This window comes from Schaalia vaccimaxillae DSM 15804 (assembly GCF_000420425.1).
In the GTDB taxonomy this organism is placed as follows: Bacteria; Actinomycetota; Actinomycetes; order Actinomycetales; family Actinomycetaceae; genus Pauljensenia; species Pauljensenia vaccimaxillae.
The window spans coordinates 148,089-166,384 of sequence record NZ_ATUX01000008.1 but is presented as its reverse complement, the minus strand read 5'-3'; the positions used below and the strand labels follow the sequence as shown (position 1 = coordinate 166,384).

The window sequence follows — 18,296 nt, the reverse complement described above, 5'->3', positions numbered from 1 at the left end:
GTCAGCCTCCCATCCTCGCCGCAAGAGCTTCAATATTGTCGATATGTTGATATTCGGCTGAATCGAAGTCGCTAATAGCTTCTTCCTGGCCTGAACCCAGAACCGAACAAGCGTCGGAATACTCGAGGATCACCCAGCGCATTGTTTGCCCGTAATCGGCTAACGAGTTACGCAACGCAACTACCCCAGTATTGGACCCTGCAGGCAGTTCTTGGGCGACGCTGTAGGGGCTGGGTAAATTGGTCATATAACTGCCAATTTTGGCGAAGGTGTCGGCGTCTTCCCAATCCTTTTTCGCGCTGACGCCAACTGCGTCCCTATCGAATTCGATGTTGGCTGCCATGTCGCCTCCTTCGATGTACGTTGTGCGCAGTTCGGCCCTAACCGAATGGTAATTTAGATCGTTTCTCTTGACTATCCGCACATTTTCGAAGTTCTTTTGTTTGTGACGTGGGATAAGGAAAAGGAATGGGAACTAATGGACTGTTGACAATCGACAACTTATTGAAAGTGACCAAGGTCCCTCATTCTGTGTACAGTTGCGCCGTAGCGATATCCGCAGATCCGCCGTCGGTCGATCAGGCCCGGCGACGCCGAAACGACAACGGAAGTTGAGGACCGACGATGGTCAAATACGTGTACGACTTCTCCGAGGGTGACAAGTCCATGAAGGACCTCCTCGGAGGAAAGGGAGCCAACCTCGCAGAAATGACGAAACTTGGCCTGCCCGTTCCCCCTGGATTCACCATCACCACAGAAGCCTGCCGCGCGTATCTCAAAGACTCTGCAGTTCCTGAATCTCTGGCCACCGAGGTCACCACGGCACTGCGCCGCGTCGAAGACACCATGGAACGCCACCTCGGCGACCCCTACAACCCGCTGCTCGTCTCAGTGCGCTCCGGCGCCAAATTCTCCATGCCAGGCATGATGGAAACTGTCCTCAACATCGGCCTCAATGACGAATCCGTCCTCGGTCTGGCTAAGATTTCCGGCAACGAACGTTTCGCCTGGGACTCCTACCGCCGACTCATTCAAATGTTCGGCAAGACCGTCCTCGATATCGAGGGCGACCTCTTCTCCAATGCCCTCGATTCCCTCAAAGAATCCCGCGGCATCACGGCCGACACTGACCTGACGGCAGAAGACCTCAAGGGGCTGGTTGCCACCTTCAAGAAAATCGTGTCCGAACAAAAGGGCATGGACTTCCCCCAGGATCCTCGCGCACAGATGGACATGGCCATCGAGGCCGTGTTCCGCTCCTGGAACACCGAACGCGCCCGCATCTACCGCCGCCGCGAACGCATCCCCCACGACCTGGGCACAGCAGTCAACGTCTGCACCATGGTGTTCGGCAATATGGGTGAAGGTTCAGGCACCGGCGTGTGCTTCACCCGCGACCCCTCCTCGGGCCACTCCGGCGTCTACGGCGACTACCTTGAGAACGCCCAGGGTGAAGACGTCGTCGCAGGTATCCGCAACACGCTCGCGCTGGCCGACCTCGAATCCATCGACAAAGCCTCCTACGACGAGCTGCGCGGCATCATGCGTAAGCTCGAAACCCACTACCGCGACATGTGTGACATTGAGTTCACTATCGAGCGCGGCAAGCTTTGGATGCTCCAGACCCGCGTGGGTAAGCGCACCGCCGCCGCCGCATTCCGTATCGCCACCCAGCTGGTTGACGAAAAGCTCATCACCCGAGACGAGGCCCTCGACCGCGTCACAGGCGAACAACTCACCCAACTGATGTTCCCGCAATTCGACGCAGGTGCAGAAAAGGAACTCATTGCCCGCGGCATGGCCGCATCCCCCGGCGCTGCAGTTGGGCGCATCGTCTTCGACAACGCCCAGGCCGAGGCCGCCGCCGCTGAAGGCGTCAAATGCGTCCTCGTTCGCCGCGAAACCAACCCTGACGACCTGCCCGGCATGGTTGCCGCCGAGGGTGTGCTGACTGCGCGCGGCGGCAAGACCTCGCACGCCGCCGTCGTTGCCCGAGGCATGGGCAAGACCTGTGTCTGTGGCGCTGAAGCTCTCAATATTGATGCCGAAGCAGGCACCGTCACCATCGGTGAGCGCGTGCTCACCGGCCAGGACATCATCGCCATTGACGGCCAAACCGGTGAGATCTTCATCGGCGAGGTCGCTGTGACCGATTCTCCCGTCACCACCTACCTAGCCAAGGGCTTGGAAGCCGGCCTCATTGCAGCCGGTTCGGACGAAGGCACGCAGGAACTGGTGGCCGCAGTCGATAAGATCTTGACCCATGCCGACAAGGTTCGCCGCCTCAAAGTCCGCGCAAACGCTGACACCCCGGTGGATTCGCGCCGCGCCATCGAATTCGGTGCGGAAGGCATCGGCCTGTGCCGCACCGAGCACATGTTCCTGGGTGCTCGCCGCCCCCTCGTTGAACGCGCAATCCTGTCCGAGGCCGGGTCGGCCGAACGCCAAGCTGCTTTCGATGAACTTGAGAAACTCCAGAAGCAGGACTTCTTGGAGATGCTCGAAGTCATGGACGGCAAAGCCATGACGGTGCGCCTCATCGACCCGCCGCTGCATGAGTTCATGCCGGCGCTGTCCGAACTGGAGATCAAGGTTGCTGTTGCTAAGGCAACGGGCGAAGTGGATCCCGAGGACGAGCGCATGCTGGTTGAGGTACGTCGTTTCCACGAGCAGAACCCCATGCTGGGTCTGCGTGGCGTGCGCCTAGGCATCTACCTGCCCGGCCTGTTTGCCCTCCAGATGCGCGCCCTGTGTGAAGCTGCCGCTGAGCTGGTGTCGCGTGGACTGACCCCGCGCCCAGAAATTATGGTTCCGTTGGTTGGTTCCGTGCGAGAACTGCAGCTGATCCGCGAAGAGGGCGAAGCCATCATTGCTGAGGTCGCAGCAGCCAAGGGAGTTGACCTGTCCGGCGTCACCATCGGCGCAATGATCGAGCTTCCCCGCGCAGCCATGACAGCTGAAGACCTGGCTGAGGAAGCCGACTTCTTCAGCTTCGGCACCAACGACCTGACGCAGACCGTGTGGGGCTTCTCGCGCGACGACGTCGAGGGCGTGTTCTTCCCGCATTACATCGAGGCAGGCATCTTCGGGGTGTCTCCCTTCGAGTCGATCGACGTTCACGGTGTCGGCACAGTAGTGTCCGAGGGCGTGCGTCGCGCACGTTCAACCAAGCCGGACATCAAGCTGGGTGTGTGTGGTGAGCACGGCGGCGATCCGCTGTCGATCCACTTCTTCCACAAGGTTGGTCTGGACTACGTGTCCTGCTCGCCGTTCCGCGTTCCCGTTGCCCGCCTGGAAGCAGGCCGCGCGGTAGTGGCAGAAGAATTGGAAAACTGACTTCTCTGATGAGCTAATACGTCGCCCCGTTCCCTTAATAAGGAATGGGGCGACGTGCTTTTATAAGGTTGAGCGAAGGTATAGGACGTAGGTCCGCCTAATTGTGTATAGAGGCCTCTTATATTCGCGCATGTGACTCTTTCGCAATTCCCTATCAACGAACGTGGACGAATCCTCGGCGTCAACGTTGACTCCACCTATCAGCTACGTCTACACGAACTAGGCCTACGCACAGGCGCCGAGTTCTACCTAGTGAACCGGGCAGCTTTTGGAGGTGTCGTCATCAACATTGCTGGCGCACGAATCGCAGTTGATACAGGATCCGCCCGCTCAATTATCGTGGAGGCCCTCGCATGAGCTGCCCCAAATGCGCCCCAGCGCCAGCCCCCGTCGCCATTCAAACTGACGTAGAACCAACCATCGTTCTAGTTGGAAACCCCAACGTCGGTAAATCCACGCTCTTCAACCAACTCACCGGAGCACACCAAGCAGTAGTCAACGCCCCCGGTACCACCGTTGAGGTCATGTCCGGCACCTGGAAAGCCCTCGGCGCTCGAATCCTCGACCTACCCGGAACATACTCTCTCGTCGCCCGGTCACAAGACGAACAAGTCGTCGTCGACACCTTAGCGGGAGCCCCCGGATCCTTCACCGACCCAGCCCGCGGACGCAGCGTCGACCTCGCCTTCGTCGTCCTCGACGCGACAGCAATGACACGCTCCCTCTACCTCCTCGGCCAAGTCGCGCGCACAGGACGCCCCGTTGCCGGTGTCGTCACACTCTGCGACATTGTCGAACACGAGGGAGCAAGCGTCGACGTCGCATCCTTATCCGCCACACTAGGTATTCCCATCCTCGCAATCGACCCACGCACCTCGTCTGGCATTGACGGGCTCGCCGACGTCGTATCCGTTGCTCTGAGGACTCGCCCGCGCGTGGCCGGCATCGACCCAGATCCGGGTGCTCCCGGCTACAACCAGGTTGCAGCTGCCGCAGCGGGCACCGCCACGCGTAAAGTCTTGGACGACGGCACTGTTGACTGTGGATGCGGCAACGGCTACGAATGTGCCATGCGTGAACCTGCTCCCGATTCCACCGCGGCCGCAGCTAAGCGCCTCACCGAACGCGAAGCCGATCCTATGGACGACGCCAAAGACCTATTCACCTGGGTTGACAGCGTCGAAACCACAGCCTTTGGAGCCCGTGCCGATCAAGCCAAGATGAGCCGATCGGACAAAATCGACCGAATCCTGCTGCACCCAGTGGTCGGAATTCCCGTGTTCTTCGCCCTGATGTGGTTCCTGTTCAAGATCGCCGGCGAATGGGTTGGCCCCGTCCAGGACCTCTTCGACTCCTTCTTCACCTCCGAGGATGAGGGCGCAGTATCGGTTGCCAACGGAATCAATGCCATTTTGCAGTTCTTTGGATGGGAAGAAACATGGCTGCAGGGCCTGCTGGTTGGCGGCTTGAGCACAGGCTTGGGCGTTGTCGCCTCCTTCCTGCCGCTCATGTTCGTCATCTTCCTCATGATTTCAATCCTGGAAGACTCTGGCTATATGGCCAGAGCTGCGTTCCTGGGCGACCGAGTCATGCGCGCCATCGGCTTGGACGGACGCGTCATCATGCCGCTCATCATGGGATTTGGTTGCAACCTGCCATCCCTTGCAGCAACCCGCACCCTTCCCAGTGCGCGACAAAGACTCGTCACGACCCTCATCACCCCCTACACATCGTGCGCCGCACGCCTGACGATCTACCTCATGATTGCGCGAATCTTCTTCCCACAGCACACGGGAACCATCGTCTTCACGCTGTACGTACTTTCGCTGGTTCTTGTTGTTGTGGGTGCGTTGATTCTCAAACCCTTCATCACCAAGGATGAGGCGCAAGCTCCTCTCATGCTGATCCTGCCGGCCTACCAGAAGCCAAGGGTCATCGTCACCTTGAAAAACACATGGATGCGAGCCTGGGCATTCGTCACCGGAGCCGGCAAAATCATCGTGGTCATGACCCTGGTTGTCTGGCTCATGTCTGCCATCCCCGTAACCTCCGGCCATTCTTTCGCTGACGAAGACCTCGCAATGGAAGACTCCCTCTACGGCAGCACAGCACAAGCCCTGGTTCCCGTGTTCGCTCCCACAGGCTTTGGCGAATGGCACATGACCGGCGCACTCATGACTGGCTTCGTCGCCAAGGAAACAGTCATCTCTTCCATCGTCACTTCATATAACCTCGACCCCGAGGTGGATGGCGGCGACGCTGAAGATGGTGGTGACGATCTTGGATCATTGCCCGAACTGGTCACCGCGTCCTTCGAGAAATCCGCGGGGGATGCCGCACCAGTCGCTGCTTTCGCTTTCCTAGTGTTTGTCTTGGCCTACACCCCGTGTTTGGCAACCGTTGCTGAACAGGCACGTCAGATTGGTGGAAAAAAGACCGCTATTGCGGTGGTCGTCCAATTGGTTGCCGCATGGGTCATATCGGTAGCGATCTTCCAGATCGGCCGGTTGTTCTGGTGAAACTGGAGCTTTTACCCCGTAGCCTGCGGCCTTCAAGCTCGCAGGCTACGGGCGCATCCCAAGGAAGCACGCCTTCCCTCGTCGTGGATGCTGCCGCGGGTACGAATCCGCTGCGCCCTACTGGTGCGCGCCAAAGGCTCTACCTGGCGCTCATGCGAGGAGCAACCCCCAACGCGGCCGCAGCCGAAGCAGGAATTTCCCAAGCGCTAGCCGACATCATCATCGACGAGTTCTCCCGCCAGGGGTTGCTTGACCGTGCTGAAAGCCTGTGTTCATCTGGTTTGGGCGCATGCTCAGGCGGAGATGGCGACGACGTGCGAATCCACTGCGCAGGATGCCCGCTGATTCCGATGAAAATTACCCGGATTGCGTCGTGACTGCAAAACAGATCTTAGAATCCGTTCCGCCAAAGCCTCGCTGCTAAATCACATTACCCATTCAACAGCGTCGCCAAATGCACTCCGCCGCGATCAGCCAGCGTCTGAGCCTGCGTTCGGCACGAGAAGCCATCCGCCAGATACACCGCATCAGGGTGAGCATCGAGGGCGGGAAGTAACTCATTTTCAGCCACGGCCACACTCATCTCGTAATGACCCTTTTCCATGCCGTAGTTTCCTGCCAGGCCACAGCAACCACTCAAACGCGTAACGGTGGCACCCAAAGATTTCAGGAGCTCCTCGTCAGCGTCCCAGCCCATGACCGAATAGTGGTGGCAGTGAGGCTGAGCCACAATCTCCACACCCGTCAGATCAGGCAGGTGGCGGCTGGCGGCGGGAACTTCACCCAGGATCTCAGCCAAGGTTCGAGTCGATTGTGAAATCAACGTCGAACGAGGATCATCAGGCAGCAAATCCAACAGGTCATCACGCAAAACAGCCGTACACGACGGCTCGACTCCCACAATCGGAATGCCGTTGGCAGCAAAAGGAGCGAAAGCGTCCAGAACCTGCGTCAGATGCTTCTTGGCTCCCGTCAACTGTCCGGTAGTGATCCACGTCAGCCCACAACACACATCCGAGGCGACGATGGGTGCAAAACCGTTGGCCTCCAAAACCGACACGATAGAACGCGCGCCCTGGTCATCTAACGCCTGGCTGAAAGAATCTGCCCACACCACGATGTACCGGCGTCCCTGCGGGTCTGTAGGAGAAGCCGGGGCGTCGCTGCGCTGCAACCCCTGTTTGCGCGCCCACCGGCTAAATGTCCCCGATTGCAGGTGAACCATTGGGCGGCGCGTATCCAAACCAATCATGCCGAAAGCCAAAGACCTGATGGCTTTCACACCCAAGACAGCGTTACCAATGGCAGCAACACCAGGAATCTTAGCTGTCAGGCGCGTAATCCTCGGCAACCACCCCAAGGTGTAATGAGTCAAAGGACGAATCTTGCCCCGGTAACGACGGAACAACACCTCAGATCGATAGCGGGCCATATCGACACCTGCCGGACAATCTGACGAGCAGGCTTTACATGCCAAACACAGGTCCAGGACTTCAAGAACCTCCGGCGAATCAATCGCGCCGATCAACTGCCCGTTGGCCGCATCCTGCAAGGTGCGGGCGCGCCCTCGTGTGACGTCCTTTTCGTCCTTGCTGGCCCGCCACGTCGGACACATGAATGTCCCCGACACACTGGCCCGGCACTTACCCACGCCCGTGCAGCGGTGAACCGCGGCAGCAAAATCCCCGTGATCCTCGCGGAATGCGAAACCCCCGTCAGCTGGGAGCGAGCGGGAAGCAGGGCGTCGTAAGAAATGATCGACGAGGTCAATGCCAGGCTGAGGGTCTTGGCTACTGGTAGCAGTCTCAGCTTGGCGAACAGCCTGACGTTTAGTGGCCTCGTGCGGCGACATGGGGGCTGTGAGGACTCCAGGATTGAGCAGATTCTCCGGATCAAACAACCCTTTGACCTGGGCAAATAGGTCAAGCATGTCCGGCGAATACATGAAGCGCAACAACTCGCCACGAGCCCTACCATCACCGTGCTCTCCAGACACCGACCCGCCATGAGATGCACACACTGTGGCCGCGCGCTCAAGGAAACGGCGGGTGTGGGCGACGCCCTCGTCAGTATCGATGGGGAAGTCGAGGCGGATGTGGACGCACCCATCTCCGAAATGGCCGTAGAGCAGGCCGTCAATGCCAAACTCTTCCATGAGCGCGGTGAAATCACGCAGATAATTGCCCAGATTCTGCGGGGGAACAGCCGCGTCTTCAAAACCCGGCCACGCCTGCTCATTACCCGCACCAGTCGCAGGATCAAAGGGGGTGCGGCCGCCTAAACCAGCACCGTCAGCGCGGATTCGCCACAGGCGGGCAGCATCCTCGCCCGGCGGGTACACGGCGACAGCATCAGTATGGGCGGCCTCGGCCAGTGCGTAGGCGCGTGCCAGAGAATCTTCGGGTGAATCCCCGCCGACCTCGCACATGAGCCACCCTTCACCCGCGGGAAGCTCGGGCACCGCGCCTGGCCCATTGTGGTGGCGAACAACGTCCACAAGCCGACGGTCCAAGCCTTCAACTGCAAGAGGGGAGTGGGCGAGCAAAGTGGGAACGTCGTCGGCCACGGCAATCATGTCCGAATATCCCAGGGCCACGAGGACGGGCGCAGTCGGCAGAGGAACCAGACGCACCGTAACCGACAGAATCGTCACCAACGTGCCTTCGGTTCCCACCAGCATGGCCGCAAGATTCCGGTGCTTTTCCGGGGTGAGATGCTCCAGGGAATAACCCGAAACTTGACGGCCAAAGGAACCAAGTTCAGTTCGGATGAGCGCAAGGTGAGAATCAATGAGGCCGGCCAAACCGGAAACTTCAGGCAGCCGCGCATCGTGGCGGGTTGAAGCAGTGAATCGTCTGCCGGTGCCGTCGATGCAATCCAGGGAGACGATGTTATCCGAGGTGCGCCCCCAAGCGGTCGCATGAGGTCCGCAGGCGTTATTGCCAATCATCCCTGCGATGGTGGCCCGGTTCTGACTTGACGGATCGGGACCGAAACGCAGCCCGTATTCTTTCGCTGCTTCTTGCAGGGTTGATTCAATGCAGCCCGGTTCGACAACCGCAGTCATCTCTTCGGCATTGATGGACAGGACGCGGTTGAGGTGGCGAGTGAACTCAATAATGATGCCGGGGCCAATAGCATTGCCTGAGCACGAGGTGCCACCGCCTCGCGTGGTGACGGGAATCTGGTGCCTGCGGCACAGATCCAACGTCGTGACAACGTCGTCAACGCTGCGAGGGAACACGACTGCCAGGGGAGGGATGCGATACAAGCCAGCATCGGTGGAATAGCGCGAACGCGTGCCAATATCGCTATCAACTTCCCCTTCGATCGCTTGGATCAGAGAATCAAGGAAGGTAGCGACGCGCGCGTCATTGCGAGGGTCCGAGGGCGCGTCCGCCTGAAGAGTCTGCGTGCCGTTGGCAGGGTTGGGATCAGCGGGCGTGGCCGACCGTGATCGCATGTTGGCGTTGATGAGGTCGGCGTTGCTCATAGCTTCGATTCTGGCATGTGACCGGAGGCAAAGTTGGATCAATCAAAGTGCGGACGCTTAGCTGAACGCAGGTGTCGCCTGCGCCCAGGCAAAGATCGAATGCCGGCGGCGGAAGTTTATTCTTCTAGGACTTCGACGGTGAGGTTAGTGAAGGCGGAGTCGGTGTCGCGGTTGGGGTGGAATTGGTCGGGCTGGGTGGTTGTTCCGTCGGAGGGGCGGCATCCTGAAGCGTAAGAAATACTCATCCCTTGGTGATCAGGTACGAGGGTGACGGAGACGTAGCCGCCGTTTTGGGTGTCTTTCCAGGTGAGGTTGACATTGTCGTTTGGTTTTGATGATCTGGCTTGGCTTGGAACTGTCAGTCCTGCGGGGACGAGGTGTTTGTCCGCTAGCCGGATGACAGTGTCTTCATCAACGATTGGTAGACGATACGACCGGCTGTCGATTACCCATCCGTCCACATCGAGGCGTCCACACCCTCCTAGCCCTGGATCGTCGTAGTATCGGACTAGCCCTCCGTTGTGTTTGGCGAGGTCTGCAACGAAGGCGGTGATTAATGGTTCTGTGATGGTTTGGTAGTCTTCGATTGTTTGGCGCTGCTCAAAATCAATCTCTCCATCTGAACTCCACAAACCCACTTTGTCCTCCTTAAATGCACAGCCGCCAAGAACAGATAAGACGAGCCCTGCAGCGACAGTGAGAGTACCTATGCGCAAGGCTTTCATCGTCGACCTCCTACCACTTTGGAAATGTCATACAGAGTCTGCGTGTCATCATCCAAGTATGTTGAATGATTCCTAAAAGGATCGAACCCAAAGTCTTGATAATTAGCAGACCCTGTTGCGTCATTGGAGAGGTGTTCTACACCCTCCAACCTCATGGGGTTTATACCAAACGCAGCGTCAGGCCCCACACCCTGGACCCAATCACCTTCGGGAACTCCGGAAACGAATACACTCCCCTGATCAATCGCATACTCACTCACTGACTGCACACCTGAGCCCGGTGAGCCGAACATAATGAAATCGTCCACAACATCGGCATCCATCTGCGACATCGCAAAACCTGATGTTGTTGACCCATAGGAATGTCCTAGGAGGGTCAGATGCGGATCTGTCCCACTGGTAGTTCGTGAAGCATTCATGCCTTCCAAGAATGGAGTGAGAGAATTCGCTCCTGCATGAGCTTTTTGAGTCATCGCCGCCGATAATACTGACTGAGGTGCGTCGTAGCCTAGCCAGGCTATCGTCCCGACGTCGCTTCTCGAGACGCCGTATATGTTGTCCGCTGTTGCTTTGCGTAGTCGAACCATGTCGGTGGTGTATGCCGCCAAAGAATCAGTGACATTTGTTGTCATTCCCGGAACGAAAGTTGCGACATGCTTCGCGGAATCAACATCGCCCACGGCTACAGCAGCCTTGAGGCGCTCACCAGATGTCCCGTCCAAAACAAGCAGCGACAGAGGATCGCTGCTCTTAGAAAGCGTGAGCGTAGATTCCACAGTCCGAAGCTCAGTCAAACGTTCCTCCGCCTTCAACCACGCGTCGTAATACGATTTCATCTGCTCAGACGACAATTCAAAATCTTTCGAGATCTCATCCCACTTTGTTTTCGCTGCATCATATTCACGTTGAGCATCATCAATCATGCCGGGTAAGCGTTTGCGATTCGCCGCATCACGCACTGCGGCGGGCAAACCGTCAGTGTTTCCAAGCAACTCCCAATTGAACGGATCAGCCATGAGCGCCTTCTGGTCTGCAACGTCGAGCGCCGCCCACCACATTGCGACCTCGGTGGTTGACCAAGACGAATCCGGACGATCATCCAAACCAGGGCTGGTAGACAAATGAGTCTCCGTGGACACATAGGTGCCATTGGCTACAGCCTTCAAACGGGCGTTATACGCCGAATCTACGGAAGTAGCTTCGGCGATAGCGTCTGCAACAGCGTGCGTTAAGGCGTAATACTTCGACGCCAAGTTCGCATTGTGCTGCTGATCCCGACCGTAAACCCGGATACTGAACCATCCGCTTGAATCGAAAAACCGCCCTCTGCAGCTAGCCCCTGAGCTTTTGCCACCAAAGCCTCAACATTGGAAACACCATCACTGGCCGCAGCGGTAGCCATCATGAGTTCTGACAGCTCATTAACCCTGGCATCCAACTCCACGATGAGTTCACGCAACTGAGCCTTCATCGCATCAACAGTTTCGCCCTCAGACTGAATCGCATTAAGAGCGCGTTGAGTGTCCAAAGCAGCATCAAGAGCTTTCTGACGTTCGCTGAGCAGGGATTGAGACGCGGTAGCGAGCCCAGAATTCTCCCACGTGACAATGTCACCCCACTGTGCCATGACTAACCGAGCCTTCTAATGAGATATGCCGAGACCGGAGTCGAAACAGGCGCGACCGAAGAACCCGAACCAGAAGTGGAAGAGGAATCCAAACCGACAGCATGAAAACGGGAGGATGCTGCATCCTCGTTCGAGGAAAACATCTGGATCGACGCCGTGACATTGGCGGAGAATCGCGACAATTCTTTCGCAACAGACGATAGAGAACTGTCCACGGTCGAAGCAGCCTGCATTGCTGTTGAAGCCGACAAAGAATTCCTCATCGACATCGCGACCTGGCTGAGGATGGAGTCAATGTCAATGGCATCCAAATCCTCGGAAACCGCGCGGGCCGACGCGGACAGTACTTCCAAGTCTCCTGCGACGATGTCAATGTCGGCCATAGATGCCCCCGTGCTCCTCGCTAACTTCTCCGCCCAACGGCGCGCCCCCGCTTGCGGAAACCCTAACAAAATCATCTAAACGCCGTGGCTCAATACCATAGCGATCCTCCTGTGGGATAATGGGCGCGCATGTGCACAGCGCAAAAAGGGGAGGTGAGCCGATGGCTCTGTTCGAGTTCGAGGACGGTCACCTCATCCCAGCGCAATTCGGCTACCCGGTTTCCGACGGCATCACCCCCGACCTCGTCGATGCAATTTGTAGTCAGGCCCTCGAAATCGTTTCTCGCCCACTTTTCCCAATTACGTGGCGGGACATGTCGCGCAGCGCCGAAGACGACGGAACTCCGCGGCTGACTGCCCTTGACTCGACCGGCCAGGTTGTCTCCCTTGAAGTCGTGTCCCACCTCGACTCTGAAACGCTTATTGCGTCATTGTCGCGCTTAGCTGAAACGGCCGCACTGTCGTGGTCTGATTTGGCTGCGGAATATCCCTCCGGGGTGGAAGGCTTCAAAACCGGGTGGATCCAGTTCCGCGATTCCATGCCTCCAGCGTCTGGACCCGGCCCCCGCCTCGTCATGGTCGTAGGCTCCATCGATCCGCAAGTACGCCCAGCTCTTGACGTGCTGGCCAGCTCTGGCGTTGAGGTTCACGAGATGAACCTCCGCCAAATGTCGAATGGGCGCAAATTCCTCGAAGTGCAGGCAGTTGGACCGCGCCTGTACAGTCATGCTCCGCAGGTGGTGCTCGGCCAATCCGGGCAGATGCCTCAGATTACTTCGGTCGATATTGACGATGACGAGGCCGCACCCGAGTCGCCGGTTGAGATCGCTGCTAAAGACCAGGCTGAACCCGTTTCTCAAACTCAAACTGACGTGACGAGCGAGCAGGACGGCGAATCTGCGAAGGCTTCGCAGACCGGCGTTGCTGCTGACTGGCAGGAAAGCGACGCTGAAACGGACACGCCAGAATCGTCGGCACAATCGACCGATGCAACGGCTGCCGCTTTCGACATTGCCGGATACTCCGCTGCTGATGCCCCCGAAGAGTCGCCGCAGGTGAGCGCTGCTCGACAAGCCGGTGTTCCCGTCTTGGAACGCAATGAAGAAGGAATCCGCGCCCTCGGACAGATCATTGGCGAGGAAGTGCCGCTGGTTGCTCACTCAGATCTGGGTCTTCCCGAGGATGTATTCCTGACTGCCGACGGGCTGATTCGTGCGACCGGGGTGGAGTTTTCAACTCCCGAAGAATTCATGGATTTCGTTGGATACGGCGCGCTTGACGGTTGGGCGGAGCTGCGATTGGCCGACAGGCAGGGCCCAACTTTGGCTGAATCCCTCAATGAGGTCAATGTGGAAATCGTCCGCGAGTACGAGGGCGTTCCCCGGCACACCGGCCGAGGTCGCCACGGCGCCTAACCCCGCGAGGGACGCCCAAAACTTCCGCGAGGGACGCACAACCGGAAGTATGAGCGCGCGGACCCGCCGTGAGCGTGCCGCTCCAGTCACATCCTGCTTCACACCGAAGCGCACAACCACCGATCCATAAAGGAATACACAGCCTCACGCACATCCGGATCGGACAAGAACAAATCATGTTTGCCTGGAAAACGCGCAATCGTCACAAAATCGCCCAAATTCGCAGACCTCTCCGCATTCACGCGCACATCCAACACCGTGTCAGACGAAAAAGCCCGCTCATCCCACGCCTCGTCCAAGTACGACGACGTGGACATCATCGACAAAACAGGGCACTCCAAATGCACCCGCTTCTCAACGATTTCATGGCCCAGCATGATCGCATCCAACCACTTCGCGGGAACCGGATAGGACTCAGGCCTCTTCCACTCACGCGCAAAATCCCAGCCGACGACAGCCGGATCGTCCTCGTACCCCTTGAGGCGCTTGGGGAGGGAGAAACCAGAGCCCGCCCACCCATCGGTGGTGGACCGCCCATAGGTGCCAGGCCCGCCTGAACTCATAATTTCGAGCATCGGGTTGCGCGCGGCAATGCGGCCAATCACTGGTTGCATTGCTTCGCGCAAGCTCGCCAGAGTCTGCATTTCAAGCCAAGCAGAATTTAAGACGAGGGCGCGCACGGCTCCCGGGTGGCGGTGAGCCCACAGGGTTGCGATCAACCCGCCGGTCGAATGGCCGACGAGGACGAGTGGGAGTTTGCCTTGCTCGCTGCGGATGATCTCTAGCGCTTCGCCGATTTCCTCGTCGTAAACCGTCAAGTCATCGACGTACCCGATTGACTGCCAGGGACGCAAAGAACGCCCGTATTTTCGCAAGTCGAGGGCGTAGAAGGTGGCACCGGCCAAGGCGAGGCGGCGGGCTGCCTCGGTCTGGAAGAAGTAGTCGTTGCGCCCGTGAATGTACAGGACGATGAATCTGGGGAAACCCGTGGCTTCGGTGGGGGCAAGTGGATCTTTATGCGGCCGGTATTTGATGAGGGTGGCGACATTGTCACCCTCAGCATCGGGGAGTAACTCGATGGTTCGGGACTGGAAAGCCTGCCCGAGCAGATCTTCGCGCCACTCGCCCAATGGTGGCGGGCCGACCTTGCCCCACGGAGCCATGACATCGATAGTGGACATGGCTCCAGGGTAGATCGGCCCAGCCTCTGCGGCTATCGTCCCCTTTTGTCGAGAACAGACCTTATGGTCGTTTTTCGCGTGAAAATCAGTGATTTTTGCGCATAAAGTCTGCTCTCGGCGGAGAGGGGGATCGGGGGCGAGGGGGCTCGGCAGAGAGGCAAACCTACCGGCGACCCTGATTCTCACCTACCCGAAGGCGCGGATTGGGCCGCGGCTTCCAAGGATGAAGGACAGTGGCGCTAACGCAGCCAAAAACACCAGACTGGCAATGAACATGCCGAGCATCATGCCTTCAACTACATAGAACACCGCTGTGATCACTAGGCACATGAACACGGCTGCGCACACGATTGTCAAGAGCAGCCCGGGCAGCCAGTGGAAACGGAAGCTGTGTCCAATGGCGCGGCTCGCGCCGATTGCCCCCAACCAGAAAAGCCAGGCAGCAAACAAATGCAAGACAACCTCGGCAGGTGTGTTCTTCAGCCCGCCCAGCGCTGTTTCTAATGTGGCTGGGGTGCTCAAGCCTGGTGACGGTATCCGTGGCCCGAAGAACATTAGCAGCGCCCACCCCACGGTTGCTCCAGCCATGTGGATCAGCGACACACACCAGCCGACCAGATTCTGACCTTTTAAACCTGTACCGGACAAAGTGCCCACTGGAGTTGTCATCGTTGCTTGGACGAACCCATCAATAAGGAAAATAATGAACCAGGCAAACACCCAATTGGTGAGGGCCACGCCCAGTTCCGCAAACATCTTGACTTCGCCTGACTTTACGACGCTGATCGTCACCGGTATCAGGATGTTGACTACTTGAATGCCCAATGCGATCGCCCAGTAATGCCAGCTGTGACGAAGGTCGAGCTTGATGAGCGGCCACAAAGAGGCACGCAAACTCGACGGGGTGGGGTGCGCTGCCGGGGAAGTTGACGAGGGCGACGAGGCCGGGCGGCCAGGAACAGAGGAAAGGTTGGCGGTAGTCGACATGTCACTTCTCCTCAATGAGAGATACGAAAGCGTCTTGGAATGACAGGGATTGGATCTCGACGCCTGCAGCGGTCAAGGCTTGCATGGTCGTTGGTTGAATATTCGACACTCTGATTTCGGCTAGGCGCCCCAACGGGCGCTCACTGTGAATCTGAGCCACGGGATCGCCCTCGACAAGCGAGCGAATCCGCGCAGGATCGCCCACCAGCGCAACCGTCGATGAGCGCAACTCTTCGGCGGTTGTCGAAGCGATGATTTCGCCCTCGGAAAGGACAATGACATTCTCGATGAGGTTCTCCAGCTCGGATACTAGGTGGCTGGCGATGACGAATGCCCGGGGTTTCCCAGCTTCTTTGGCTTCCACGCTGGTTTGGATGATTTCTTCTGCCAGGGCCAGGCGCGTCGGCACGTCGAGGTTGCCGGTGGGTTCATCGAGCAGCGTCAGTGGCGCCCCCGATGCCAGTGCTAGAGCGGTCATGAACAGGGAGCGTTCCCCTTGAGACCGCTTGGCGAGGTTGCCGCGCAGCTTAATGTTGAAGCGGCGGGTGACTCGGTCGAAAGTTTCATCGCTCCAGGTGGGACGGGCCTGCGCCTGGCGGATAGTTGGTTTGGCTAACAGATTCGAGAACTCTTTGGTGTCGGTCGAATACAGTGCGAGGGCGGGCAAGTCTTCGCGGGTGAAGCGCTGGCCGAAGGCTTCTATGATCCCCGCCTGGGGTTCGAGGAAGCCGGCCATGGCTTTGAAGAAAGTTGTCTTACCCGAACCGTTGGGGCCGATGACGCCGGTGATAGAGCCGTCGGAAAAATCGGCGCTAATGTTATTGATTGCGGGCTTTTTCGTGCGCGGATAGGTGTGTGTGAGGGAGTTGATGTGGATCATCATTCGCTCCTAGGAGTCATTTCGGCGGCGAGGGCCGCGATCTGGTTGATGAGAGCTTCGGGCGCGATGCCGAGGGCGAGGCCTTGGCGCGCGACGGGGGAAAATGTGTCGTCGATGAAACTGGCTGATTGGGCTGCGACGAGGCGCTCGCGGGCTCCGTTGGCGACGAACATGCCGATGCCGCGGCGTTTGACGATGAGGCCGTCGTCGACGAGTTGTGTGAAGGCTTTGGCGGCGGTGGCTGGATTGATGCGGTAGGTCGTGGCGTATTGGGTGGTCGACATGATTTGGTCTCCGTCGAGGAGGGCCTCGATGAGGATTTGATGTCGAATGTCGTTGGCGATCTGGACGTAGATCGGGGTGGTGGAGTCGAGTTCCATGAAAACACCTCCTTACTGGTTCTTTACATGATTAATGAACCATAGAAGTGGTGAAGGTGTCAAGAGGTGATGGTCGGGTCATTAGTGTCGCGAATCAAGGATGTGCAGGACATGTGCGTCCTTCGGGGAACTTTTGGGCGTCCCTCGAGGGACAGATGTGCGTCCTTCGCGCTAGTTTTGGGTGTCCCTCGGGGCGAAGACGGAGGCGCGCGAACCGATCCGCTGATTGAGGAACTCATCAATCAAGGCAATGAGCTGATCCGACTCGATCAGGAAACCGTCATGGCCGTGGTCCGAATGAATCTCCCTGTAATACGCGCCAGAAATCCCATCGGCCATCTGCCAAACCTGCTCGGGGAAGAAGAGGCGATCCGAATCCACAGCGACCACCAGCGTCTTTGCCGTGACCCTAGCCAACGCCTCGCGCTGGCCTCCGCGGTCACGCCCGACATCGTGACTGAGCAAGGATCGACACAAAGTCACATAGGACCCCGCATCAAAACGGCGCACGATCTTCTCGCCGTGATAGTCCAAATACGACTCAACCGCCAAACGGCCCCCGTGCAACGGGTCCTCCTCGCGCTGGGGGAGCCGACCAAAACGAGCATCTAACTCGCTGGGCGAGCGATAGGTCGTGTGGGCGATCTGCCTGGCTAAAGCCAATCCGGCCGTTGGCCCGACCTCGCCCTCGTAATAGTCGCCGCCCTTCCAATTTGGATCCAGCTCAATCGCACGGATCTGAGTGTGACTCCACGCCGCCTGGTCTGCGGTGGTCTGAGCTCCCGAAGCCACAACAATCAGACGTTCAACGCGCTCCGGATAACTCACCGCCCACTCAATCGCCCGATGCCCACCCAAGGAAGCGCCCACGATTAGCGACCACGTCTGGATGCCCAGCAGGTCCGCTAAACGAGATTCCGCAAGTACCTGGTCGCGCGTAGACACCACGGGGAAGCGCGACCCCCACGGCTTCCCATCGGGAGCGGGCGACGCCGGTCCAGTTGACCCCTGGCAGCCTCCCAAAACATTCGCGGCCACGACAAAATATCGGTCAGTGTCAATAACTTTGCCGGGCCCGACGATCTGCTCCCACCACCCGGGGGTCGGTTGGCCTGGGCTTGCCGGTCCAAAGACGTGGGCGTCTCCGGTGAGTGCGTGGAGGATCAAGACCGCATTGGACTTTGCTTCGTCCAACTCGCCCCACGTCTCATACGCCAAGGTGGCGCCGGGAAGTACAGAGTCGTTTTCCAAGCGCAGGGAACCCAAATCGGCGAATTGGCGTTCAGCAACCGGGTCGCCGGGGTGCCAGCCGCCTGAAACGGGTGCGGGCGGCAGTTGCGTACGAGACATGGGATGAGCCTAACGTCAGG

Annotated in this window: 16 protein-coding genes; 5 read left to right on the top strand and 11 right to left on the bottom strand. The window is 58.4% G+C overall.

What is annotated here, in order from left to right; all coding sequences use genetic code 11:
* Position 1: 1 nt before the first annotated feature.
* A complete protein-coding gene (locus tag G439_RS0107660; protein WP_022868597.1) occupies positions 2–343 on the bottom strand; it encodes a hypothetical protein in 342 nt (113 codons plus the stop codon).
* 281 nt (positions 344–624) lie between these two features.
* Between G439_RS0107660 and ppdK the strand changes: the two genes are divergently transcribed.
* The 4 genes from ppdK to G439_RS12785 all read left to right on the top strand — a co-directional run bounded on the left by ppdK (position 625) and on the right by G439_RS12785 (position 6,232).
* Positions 625–3,336: a pyruvate, phosphate dikinase gene (gene ppdK / locus G439_RS0107655; protein ID WP_022868596.1), complete on the top strand. Its 2,712-nt coding sequence runs from the start codon at positions 625–627 to the stop codon at positions 3,334–3,336.
* Between the two features lie 132 nt (positions 3,337–3,468).
* Positions 3,469–3,693 carry a FeoA family protein gene (locus G439_RS0107650; RefSeq protein ID WP_022868595.1) on the top strand — a complete coding sequence of 75 codons (225 nt, stop codon included), beginning with the start codon at positions 3,469–3,471 and terminating at the stop codon, positions 3,691–3,693.
* Positions 3,690–5,855, top strand: a complete 2,166-nt coding sequence (gene feoB, locus G439_RS0107645; RefSeq protein WP_022868594.1) for a ferrous iron transport protein B — start codon at positions 3,690–3,692, stop codon at positions 5,853–5,855. Before G439_RS0107650 ends, feoB begins: the two co-directional genes overlap by 4 nt.
* Positions 5,852–6,232, top strand: a complete 381-nt coding sequence (locus tag G439_RS12785; RefSeq protein ID WP_243442566.1) for a hypothetical protein — start codon at positions 5,852–5,854, stop codon at positions 6,230–6,232. Before feoB ends, G439_RS12785 begins: the two co-directional genes overlap by 4 nt.
* 53 nt (positions 6,233–6,285) lie before the next feature.
* Here the strand turns inward: G439_RS12785 and G439_RS0107635 are convergent, their stop codons facing one another.
* The 5 genes from G439_RS0107635 to G439_RS0107615 all read right to left on the bottom strand — a co-directional run bounded on the left by G439_RS0107635 (position 6,286) and on the right by G439_RS0107615 (position 12,083).
* Positions 6,286–9,348 (bottom strand): FAD-binding and (Fe-S)-binding domain-containing protein, encoded by a 3,063-nt coding sequence (locus G439_RS0107635; protein ID WP_022868592.1) that lies wholly within the window; start codon positions 9,346–9,348, stop codon positions 6,286–6,288.
* A 116-nt stretch (positions 9,349–9,464) separates the two neighbouring features.
* Complete coding sequence (locus G439_RS0107630; RefSeq protein WP_022868591.1) at positions 9,465–10,073, bottom strand: DUF4853 domain-containing protein; 609 nt, start codon at positions 10,071–10,073, stop codon at positions 9,465–9,467.
* The gene (locus tag G439_RS11550; RefSeq protein WP_131333586.1) at positions 10,070–11,326 is read right to left on the bottom strand and encodes an alpha/beta hydrolase; all 1,257 of its coding nucleotides are present in this window, start codon (positions 11,324–11,326) and stop codon (positions 10,070–10,072) included. Before G439_RS11550 ends, G439_RS0107630 begins: the two co-directional genes overlap by 4 nt.
* On the bottom strand, positions 11,302–11,700 hold the full coding sequence (locus G439_RS0107620) for a hypothetical protein (RefSeq protein ID WP_026459510.1): 399 nt from the start codon (positions 11,698–11,700) through the stop codon (positions 11,302–11,304). The genes G439_RS11550 and G439_RS0107620 overlap by 25 nt, the downstream gene beginning before the upstream one ends.
* Before the next feature lie 2 nt (positions 11,701–11,702).
* Positions 11,703–12,083, bottom strand: a complete 381-nt coding sequence (locus tag G439_RS0107615) for a hypothetical protein (protein WP_022868590.1) — start codon at positions 12,081–12,083, stop codon at positions 11,703–11,705.
* Between the two features lie 161 nt (positions 12,084–12,244).
* Here G439_RS0107615 and G439_RS0107610 point away from each other — a divergent pair, with 161 nt between their 5' ends.
* On the top strand, positions 12,245–13,498 hold the full coding sequence (locus G439_RS0107610; protein ID WP_022868589.1) for a hypothetical protein: 1,254 nt from the start codon (positions 12,245–12,247) through the stop codon (positions 13,496–13,498).
* A gap of 98 nt (positions 13,499–13,596) precedes the next feature.
* On the opposite strand, the gene G439_RS0107605 is transcribed toward G439_RS0107610, so the two are convergent.
* From G439_RS0107605 to metX, 5 genes are all read right to left on the bottom strand, one after another.
* A complete protein-coding gene (locus tag G439_RS0107605) occupies positions 13,597–14,679 on the bottom strand; it encodes an alpha/beta hydrolase (protein ID WP_022868588.1) in 1,083 nt (360 codons plus the stop codon).
* Between the two features lie 186 nt (positions 14,680–14,865).
* Positions 14,866–15,666: a hypothetical protein gene (locus G439_RS0107600; protein ID WP_022868587.1), complete on the bottom strand. Its 801-nt coding sequence runs from the start codon at positions 15,664–15,666 to the stop codon at positions 14,866–14,868.
* A 1-nt stretch (position 15,667) separates the two neighbouring features.
* A complete protein-coding gene (locus G439_RS0107595; protein WP_022868586.1) occupies positions 15,668–16,546 on the bottom strand; it encodes an ATP-binding cassette domain-containing protein in 879 nt (292 codons plus the stop codon).
* Positions 16,546–16,926, bottom strand: a complete 381-nt coding sequence (locus G439_RS0107590) for a GntR family transcriptional regulator (RefSeq protein ID WP_022868585.1) — start codon at positions 16,924–16,926, stop codon at positions 16,546–16,548. The genes G439_RS0107595 and G439_RS0107590 overlap by 1 nt, the downstream gene beginning before the upstream one ends.
* 171 nt (positions 16,927–17,097) lie before the next feature.
* Positions 17,098–18,276: a homoserine O-acetyltransferase MetX gene (gene metX / locus G439_RS0107585; RefSeq protein ID WP_022868584.1), complete on the bottom strand. Its 1,179-nt coding sequence runs from the start codon at positions 18,274–18,276 to the stop codon at positions 17,098–17,100.
* Positions 18,277–18,296: the final 20 nt, after the last annotated feature.

What these genes read in the sequence shown, in the direction of transcription:
- ppdK (WP_022868596.1), top strand. Translation starts at nt 625, where the DNA reads ATGGTCAAATACGTGTACGACTTCTCCGAGGGTGACAAGTCCATGAAG.
- G439_RS0107600 (WP_022868587.1), bottom strand. Translation starts at nt 15,666, where the DNA reads ATGTCGACTACCGCCAACCTTTCCTCTGTTCCTGGCCGCCCGGCCTCG.
- G439_RS0107595 (WP_022868586.1), bottom strand. Translation starts at nt 16,546, where the DNA reads ATGATCCACATCAACTCCCTCACACACACCTATCCGCGCACGAAAAAG.
- metX (WP_022868584.1), bottom strand. Translation starts at nt 18,276, where the DNA reads ATGTCTCGTACGCAACTGCCGCCCGCACCCGTTTCAGGCGGCTGGCAC.
- G439_RS0107615 (WP_022868590.1), bottom strand. Translation starts at nt 12,083, where the DNA reads ATGGCCGACATTGACATCGTCGCAGGAGACTTGGAAGTACTGTCCGCG.
- G439_RS0107610 (WP_022868589.1), top strand. Translation starts at nt 12,245, where the DNA reads ATGGCTCTGTTCGAGTTCGAGGACGGTCACCTCATCCCAGCGCAATTC.
- G439_RS0107605 (WP_022868588.1), bottom strand. Translation starts at nt 14,679, where the DNA reads ATGTCCACTATCGATGTCATGGCTCCGTGGGGCAAGGTCGGCCCGCCA.
- G439_RS0107635 (WP_022868592.1), bottom strand. Translation starts at nt 9,348, where the DNA reads ATGAGCAACGCCGACCTCATCAACGCCAACATGCGATCACGGTCGGCC.
- G439_RS0107620 (WP_026459510.1), bottom strand. Translation starts at nt 11,700, where the DNA reads ATGGCACAGTGGGGTGACATTGTCACGTGGGAGAATTCTGGGCTCGCT.
- G439_RS0107630 (WP_022868591.1), bottom strand. Translation starts at nt 10,073, where the DNA reads ATGAAAGCCTTGCGCATAGGTACTCTCACTGTCGCTGCAGGGCTCGTC.
- G439_RS0107660 (WP_022868597.1), bottom strand. Translation starts at nt 343, where the DNA reads ATGGCAGCCAACATCGAATTCGATAGGGACGCAGTTGGCGTCAGCGCG.
- feoB (WP_022868594.1), top strand. Translation starts at nt 3,690, where the DNA reads ATGAGCTGCCCCAAATGCGCCCCAGCGCCAGCCCCCGTCGCCATTCAA.
- G439_RS0107590 (WP_022868585.1), bottom strand. Translation starts at nt 16,926, where the DNA reads ATGGAACTCGACTCCACCACCCCGATCTACGTCCAGATCGCCAACGAC.